This window comes from Pedobacter sp., from assembly GCF_035317785.1.
GTDB lineage: Bacteria > Bacteroidota > Bacteroidia > Sphingobacteriales > Sphingobacteriaceae > Pedobacter.
In genome coordinates, this window is the sequence record NZ_DATHGC010000112.1 from 21,488 (window position 1) to 28,542 (window position 7,055).

The 7,055-nt window shown below is 43.3% G+C and carries 5 protein-coding genes and 1 pseudogene; 1 reads left to right on the forward strand and 5 read right to left on the reverse strand.

Annotated features, from left to right (window positions below):
- Positions 1 to 17 precede the first annotated feature (17 nt).
- The gene (locus VK541_RS06785) at positions 18 to 833 is read left to right on the forward strand and encodes a hypothetical protein (protein WP_324368213.1); all 816 of its coding nucleotides are present in this window, start codon (positions 18 to 20) and stop codon (positions 831 to 833) included.
- Positions 834 to 836: 3 nt separating this feature from the next.
- Here the strand turns inward: VK541_RS06785 and VK541_RS06790 are convergent, their stop codons facing one another.
- The 5 genes and pseudogenes from VK541_RS06790 to VK541_RS06810 all read right to left on the reverse strand — a co-directional run.
- Positions 837 to 1,721, reverse strand: coding sequence for an AraC family transcriptional regulator (locus VK541_RS06790; protein ID WP_324368215.1), 885 nt, complete (start codon positions 1,719 to 1,721; stop codon positions 837 to 839).
- Positions 1,722 to 1,902: 181 nt separating this feature from the next.
- A complete protein-coding gene (locus VK541_RS06795) occupies positions 1,903 to 3,027 on the reverse strand; it encodes a DUF4998 domain-containing protein (protein WP_324368217.1) in 1,125 nt (374 codons plus the stop codon).
- 27 nt (positions 3,028 to 3,054) lie between these two features.
- Positions 3,055 to 4,239 carry a DUF5000 domain-containing lipoprotein gene (locus VK541_RS06800; protein WP_324368219.1) on the reverse strand — a complete coding sequence of 395 codons (1,185 nt, stop codon included), beginning with the start codon at positions 4,237 to 4,239 and terminating at the stop codon, positions 3,055 to 3,057.
- Positions 4,240 to 4,269: 30 nt separating this feature from the next.
- Positions 4,270 to 6,156, reverse strand: coding sequence for a RagB/SusD family nutrient uptake outer membrane protein (locus VK541_RS06805; protein ID WP_324368221.1), 1,887 nt, complete (start codon positions 6,154 to 6,156; stop codon positions 4,270 to 4,272).
- A gap of 10 nt (positions 6,157 to 6,166) precedes the next feature.
- A pseudogene (locus VK541_RS06810) lies at positions 6,167 to 7,055 on the reverse strand (SusC/RagA family TonB-linked outer membrane protein); the annotation flags it as partial.

Below are 7,055 nucleotides of genomic sequence, written 5' to 3' on the forward strand. Positions count from 1 at the left end.
GAAAAAGTCTTAACCTGATGACAATAAAAATACTTTGCCCAACCTGGGGTTTACAAGAGTGGGGATTCAGTCAAATGCTAAACCGGATAAAAAATGCAGGCTATGATGGTTTGGATACCTGGATACCAGATGACCCAGTTGAAAAGAAAATATTGTTTGATCATTTACAAAAGAATGAACTACTTCTCGTAGCCCATCAACATCAGGCCAGGGGCTCAACATTTAAAGCTTTTCAAAAATCTTTTTTAAATGAGCTGCAAAAATGCGCGGAGCCGGGCCCGGTGCTTATTAATTCACATACCGGGCAGGACCATTTCACCTTACGACAGCATGCAATACTCATCGACCTGGCGGCAGAATTTACTGATAAGACAGGCATAGTGGTTGCGCATGAGACCCATCGCGGCAGACTGGGATACAGTCCGCAAATGTTTTTAAGCCTGGCAAAAAAAAGACCGGGCTTTCCGGTAACGGCGGACCTTTCTCATTGGGTATGTGTGACTGAAAGCTTGCTGGAGAATTTTACATCGGCAGTTAAAAGGGTTATTGAATCAACTGTTCATATCCATGCAAGGATTGGGTATGAACAAGGCCCGCAGGTTCCTGACCCAAGATTGCCAGAATGGCGGTATGCTTTGGATAAATTCGCCGGCTGGTGGGATGATATCGTAGCGATCAACAAACAGAAGAACCGTAAAATAATGACCTTTACAACAGAGTTCGGCCCCTTCCCATATATGGTCGCCACTCCCGACAAACTTACGCCCATAGAACACCAGTTTACGCTAAATCTTTTTATGAAAGACTTTCTTATTGAACGTTACAGAACATGATAATCAGAGGGACATTGCTTCACGATAAGCCTTTGGTGAAACTCCATTTTTCTCCTTAAACAATTTTGAGAAGTATGAAACCGTTTCGAAGCCCGTTTGAAATGCAATTTCGCTAATATTGAGTAACGTCATCTCCAATAATTGCTTTGCCCGTTCCAGGCGTAGATTTATATGGTATTGATTTGGCGATTCACCTGTAAATTCTTTAAACACTTTCCTAAAAGATGAATACCCCATCGGCAGTTGGCTGGCAAGTTTCTCCATATCCAGAACGTTATCGAATGACTCTTGAATAAGAAATCGAGCTTTATCAATAAGATTCTGCTTAGGATCATTATTGTGGGAAATTAAATATTGCGAAAAACAATGAATATGCCCTAAAAGCTGAACTGTGATCCCAGCCAACTGCTGTGGATAACCGACATAACCCTGTTTGACAACATCTATGAGGTTAGTAAAAAGCTTTATGACCTCTTTACTAAGCCCAATGTTTAACAATGATTTGTTATGGTCCAAAAAAACTCCATTCATTAAGTCTTTGGCATAGGAACCATTAAACCCTACCCAGTATTCTTCCCATCCAGACTTAATATCAGGCTTATACCGATGCCAGATACCTGGATACAAAAAGAAACACGTTCCCTCAGTAACTTTGGTTGAAGGGGTCAAGGAAGACCCATACTGTCCTTTCCCCTTAGAAATGTAAACAATATAAAAATCATTCAATATACGTCCTCTATTCCATGTTAAATAATGTGTTGGAGGGTGGTTTTCTATGGGGTAATTTTGGTTTGATTCGATTTTTGAGTAACCTAAAGCCGTAATGTACATTCCCCATCTTTCTTCAACTTCACTAACTTGTAAATATTTAAAATAATTCTCGGGCATATGGCATTTCAGTCTAAGGATTTTCCAGAATAACTTAAATGTACTTAATATATTATCTAAAATGATCTTTTTGGCCTATATCCTAAGACGGGATAAAAAGATTTTCCTCTACATGAACAGCTGGGCCTAAAAAGCCAGCGGGAACCGCCCCCGCTGGCAAACTTTACTTCACTTATTCACCTTACAAGCCGTAAGCACTAATTTCCCCAAGGGTCATATACTGACTGTTTCCCGGAGCGGCCGCAAGCCCGACGAACTTAATATATCTGCCTTGCGGCATATTTGGCATCCGAAAAGTTTGCTCTCCACTCAGCTCGTTATTAAATTGAAATACGCCCAGATCAGTCCAGTTCATATTGTCTTTACTGAGAAAAAATTGAACCCTTACAGGTGCACGATTATCGCCACCTGGCATGACATAAGTAGTTCTCCAAACCCCGAACTTTACGATAGACCTTTCCACGCCCATATCTATAGTTACCCAATGTGGATATACAAAGCCATTGGCCGTGTGCCAGCGTGTATTGTCGGTGCCGTCGATTACATTTGCCGCAGCATTGTCACCGGCTGAATATTGATCGGAATAGCCTATCACCTTCCAGGCCTTTTTGTCAAACGTGAAAAATTCGTTGTCCGAATAGCCCGTGTAAAAATTATCAATGCTCAATGAGTCAGGTTTAAACATCGTCCTGAACTGATAGTTAGTATTGGGTTTCATGTCAGCAATTTCAGTGCTGGGCACATTTACCGGAAAAGCCTTTACTTTCACAGCACCGTCGATCCCTGTGTATCTGACTTCTGAGGCAAAAGCACCATTGGAAATGTCTGCACTGCCCCATTCAATCATAACTTTTCCATTAGCACTCAGGAGTGTAGAATTGATCGGCCGAGTCAACAATTGTGACTGGTATTGTTCTCCGTAGGCGCCTCCGAAAACCTCGGTTGGTATTGAAGAATGGCCCTTTGCGTCGAATGTTTTGATCACAAATGAATAATTCTTCTCAGCCAGTTCGTTAATGACAACACTAATGGTATCCCCCCCATCTTTCGGCACAGGAACGGCTATCGAATCGGCATAATTGTTCCAATAAACAGTCGCCCGTACAATACTCGGGTCCGAACCCCGCAACCACACAACCTTAACCCGGTTAAGCCCCGGATATACTGCTGGTGAGGTCGGTTTACCCGCATAGGTTAAACCGCCGGGCACTACGAACTCGTCGTAGACACTTTCCATTTTGGTACAGGCTGACAGCATGCCCGCCAAAAGGAAAAAATATATTTGGTACTGAACTTTTTTCTTCATTATACTTGCGTTTTAATAATGTTAAATTTATTCTATGATCTGGCCCCAAAACGACATTTCCATAATTACGACCTGTCCGGTACTACTGTAGGTTTCGAGCGACTTGAGACGTATATAGCGTACAGGTACGGGGTCGACCGGGAACATGAAGTCAGCGCCAAGATTTACCGCATAATTGATATCTTCAGCGGTCTTCTGACCAAGGGGCAGTCCCGAAGGCTTGAGCGTGTTGAAGGTGCCTAGCAACTGCCACTGTGTCCAGCCCCCGTCCGGATCGGGACTATTTGATCCCCATAACTCAAAAGTTTTTAAACCGGAGCCCGCATAACAGTGGTCAGCTTCCCTCATAAACTGCTTAAACCTGCTTAAAAGCACTTTTTTGCCAAAGTCGATTGTTATCCATTGTGGCAAAATAGAAGCGTTGGATGAAGCATAAAATCCTGCATTACCTACTCCGTCCCAAAGGTTTCGGATGGGATATCCCGCAGCGGCAAGCACCGTTTGGTCGGTTGGCAGTACCAAAGGAATAAATGTATTTTTAGGAATTTCTATCTCGAATTTTGGAGTAAGCGACTGGGTCAGTGTATCGGACTTGTTGTTCCAGCGGTCTCTGATATACATTCTGAATTTCTGAGATTTTGATTCCATTCCCCGCGCGGCAAAATTGCCGCTCAGCGCAGCAGTGTAGAAAGTAGCCGCAGTCGACCAGGTGTTGTTACCCGTTGTATCCCGCATCACCACGATCGCCAGGTCTGCCTTGTTCGGATTATCAAAAGAAACATTCACACCTCCAAAAGTGGCGGTCATAACAGCAGTTTTGAAAACCGACTGGACCGGCGGGATATTGGGTGTTATGTTAACCAGCGTGGGTTCTGAACTTTTCTCATTCTTTCCTATACTGTATAATTTCACTTCGTGTGTCAGGGTATCGCCAAAACCCACCAGTTGCAAGGTATCTGTATAACGTGACGATTTAGCTTCCCTGTACAGGCCGGGTTGTATTTCATACACAGCTTTCACATAAGCCAGATTTTCATCATTGGGAAGCTTGTAGGTCAATGTGGCTCCTCCGGGCGTGGGGGTTGCGATTACACTGCTCACCTGTGCCGGAGCGGGTAACGCATCATCGATAAAATCTAACCTGGCCTCCTTCGAGCAGCCATATGAGAACAGGATCACCAAAAATGCCACTAGTAAATGTATTTTTTTCATTTTTCTAAATTTTAATTAAAAAATTATACCTCACCAACCCAGATTTTGAACCAGATTTCTGTTGGCCGTGATGTTATTGTCGGAAATAGGCCAGAAATAATCTTTAGTTCCAAAACTTTGATTGAAAACTACAGTGGTCCTGTAAAATGAAACAGCTGTCGTCTGGGAAAGATCCCAGCCCCTGATCGGTTTATTCAGTTCCTTTTCAGATTCCTTCCAGCGGCGCATATCCCAAAAGCGCTGTGATTCAAATGCGAGTTCAATCAACCTTTCCTGTCTGATAATGGCTCGCATTCCTTCCTGATTGTTCACCTTCTCCGGATTAGTAGAATATTTTGACCAGGATGCCGCCACCCCCTCAAGACCGGCCCTTTCTCTAACCAAATCAATATACCTGTTAACTTCAGAACCAGGGCCTTCGGCTTCGTTGAGTGCCTCAGCATATAACAGGTACAAATCAGACAATCGAATTAAGGGGTATGGATAATCGACTACAGAGTAATCAGTTGATGAATTAACCACATTTTGAAAATGGACCAGCTTTTTTAAGTAGTAACCTGTTACAGAATTATAACCATATTTTCCTTTTCCATTTTTTTGTTTGAACTTACCCTCAAGATAAAACAGATCTAAAACGGCTTTGTCGTTATACCGGCCTTGTCCATAAAAAATACCACCATCAAAGCCCAGATCGGCATAGAATCGTGGTTCCCTGTCAAAATGTAATTTGGCCGTCACATATCCGTTACGTACATAAAGCTTATCGTCATTCCCAGCGGTTTTTAAACCATACCTGCCGGCATAATCCCAGGTTTTATCCTCATTAATCGGTACCCCGTGTTCGGAATAGAACATCTCCGCTATTTTCAACGGAGGTGAAAGCTCACCTCTTGTTGTTGTTCCATCAAGATAAAGGCCATCCCACCAGGTAGAAATCAACCGTTGTAAACCCACTGTTGTCGACTGTGTATTTGCCCAGATGATTTCACTATTCCACTTTTCTGTCACGCTATTTCTGATACTCAGCTGGGTTCTGATGGTATCGGTGAGCACATATTGCTGAAATACCGGGCTGTAATTATACAATTTAATGCCTTGCGAAGCACATAGGTCAATAGCTTCCTTGCAAGCTTTTGCAGCAAGCTCCCATTTAACCTGAGAATAGGCAAGATTAAAAAGAGGAGCACCGTCCATGCTCTTGAGGTTGGCCTGACCCGTATTTCCATTAAACAAAGGACTTGCCGCGGTGACCAGGACTTTTGCCTTTAGCGCCAAAGCAATCGGCCCTGTAATACGGCCTGCCTCAGTAGCGGGGCTTATGATCGAAGGTGGCAGTGCAGGCGCCGCCTCATCCAGCAACTGAGCAATGTAATTGAAGCAGGAATCGACAGGCGCGCGCACTACCTTAACCTGGTTCACATCTGCCGATACAGGAAGATTTGTTTTGATCAGTGGAATTGGCCCATACATTCTTACCAGATTAAAATGATAATAGGCCTTTAAAAACTTTACTTCGGCGGTCCAGCGCAACCGCTCTTCCAATTTCATATCCGGCACATTCTCAATGTTCTCCAGGAAAATATTGCAATCTCTAATGGCCTGGTACATAGGCGTCCAGCGATCTCCTAATGGGTCGATCTTAGTTTGAAATCCCGTTGCCATATTCAGATATGCACCCCGTTCAGGAACCGACCAAAGTTCATCCCCCCCGACCATGGCCGGATCATCAAACAATTGTCCGCTTTTAGGCATAAAAGAATAGCAGGTGAACAAAAACTTCATTGCCTGGGAACGCATAGTAAATGCATTGTCTATAGTAGCTACGTTGTCAGGAACGACATCCAAAAACTTTTTACAGGAACTGATCATGGTTAAAACAACCACCATGCACATTCCAAGTGTCATATATCTTTTCATATTAATTGTCTTATTTCAATGATATGTTTAATCCAATGTTGAATACGCGCTGTATCGGATATCCGAGCCCGTTTCCGCCCATTTCAACATCCCATAAATCGAACTTGCTAAAATTGAACAGATTACTTGCATTAACATACACCCTAAAAACTGATGTCCGAAGTCTGTTCTGGAACTTCTGCGGGATTTTGTAACCAAATTCCACTTGTTTTAGCCGCAGAAAAGAACCATCACGCATGAACCAGGTACTTGTCTGGTTATTATTGGAGTTAAGATTAGGACTTAACCTAGGCCAGAGTGCATAGACATCCCTGGAATCTTCCGACCAGTGACTATCTGCATAGGCCTTTAGCAATTGCGTTTGATTATTGAAGGGAGAAGTGGCAGCTGGATCTATCCAGAACGACTCATTGGCTAAACCCTGAAAGAACGCAGAGAAATCAAAGTTTTTATAACCGCTTGAGAAACCAAAACCATATACTGTTTCGGGCACCGTTGGATTACCGAGCGGAACTTTATCAGCTTCAGTAATCTGACCGTCGCGATTGACATCAGTATATTTAATATCTCCGCCGCCATACACGCCGAAATTCTGTCTGGGTGAATTTCGGGCTTCAGCGTCATCTACGAAAAGTCTTTCAGCGATATAACCATATTGCTGGGAAAGTGATTTGCCAATTCGGCTGCGATAGTATTCATCATAAACCGGCTCTTCATAAACTATAAACTTACTCTTTGCATACGTATAGTTCGCAGTAGCCGAAAACCAGAAATCATTACCGATGTACTTTTGATAATCTAAAGAGATGTCAGTACCCCTGCTGGATGCCTCCCCTACATTGGATCTTACATCCGCAGTAAGGCCCATAGTAACAGGGATTGCCGCACGGCTCATTAAA

Coding starts and splice junctions, on each gene's coding strand:
- VK541_RS06800 (WP_324368219.1), bottom strand. CDS start 4,239: ATGAAAAAAATACATTTACTAGTGGCATTTTTGGTGATCCTGTTCTCA.
- VK541_RS06805 (WP_324368221.1), bottom strand. CDS start 6,156: ATGAAAAGATATATGACACTTGGAATGTGCATGGTGGTTGTTTTAACC.
- VK541_RS06785 (WP_324368213.1), top strand. CDS start 18: ATGACAATAAAAATACTTTGCCCAACCTGGGGTTTACAAGAGTGGGGA.
- VK541_RS06795 (WP_324368217.1), bottom strand. CDS start 3,027: ATGAAGAAAAAAGTTCAGTACCAAATATATTTTTTCCTTTTGGCGGGC.
- VK541_RS06790 (WP_324368215.1), bottom strand. CDS start 1,721: ATGCCCGAGAATTATTTTAAATATTTACAAGTTAGTGAAGTTGAAGAA.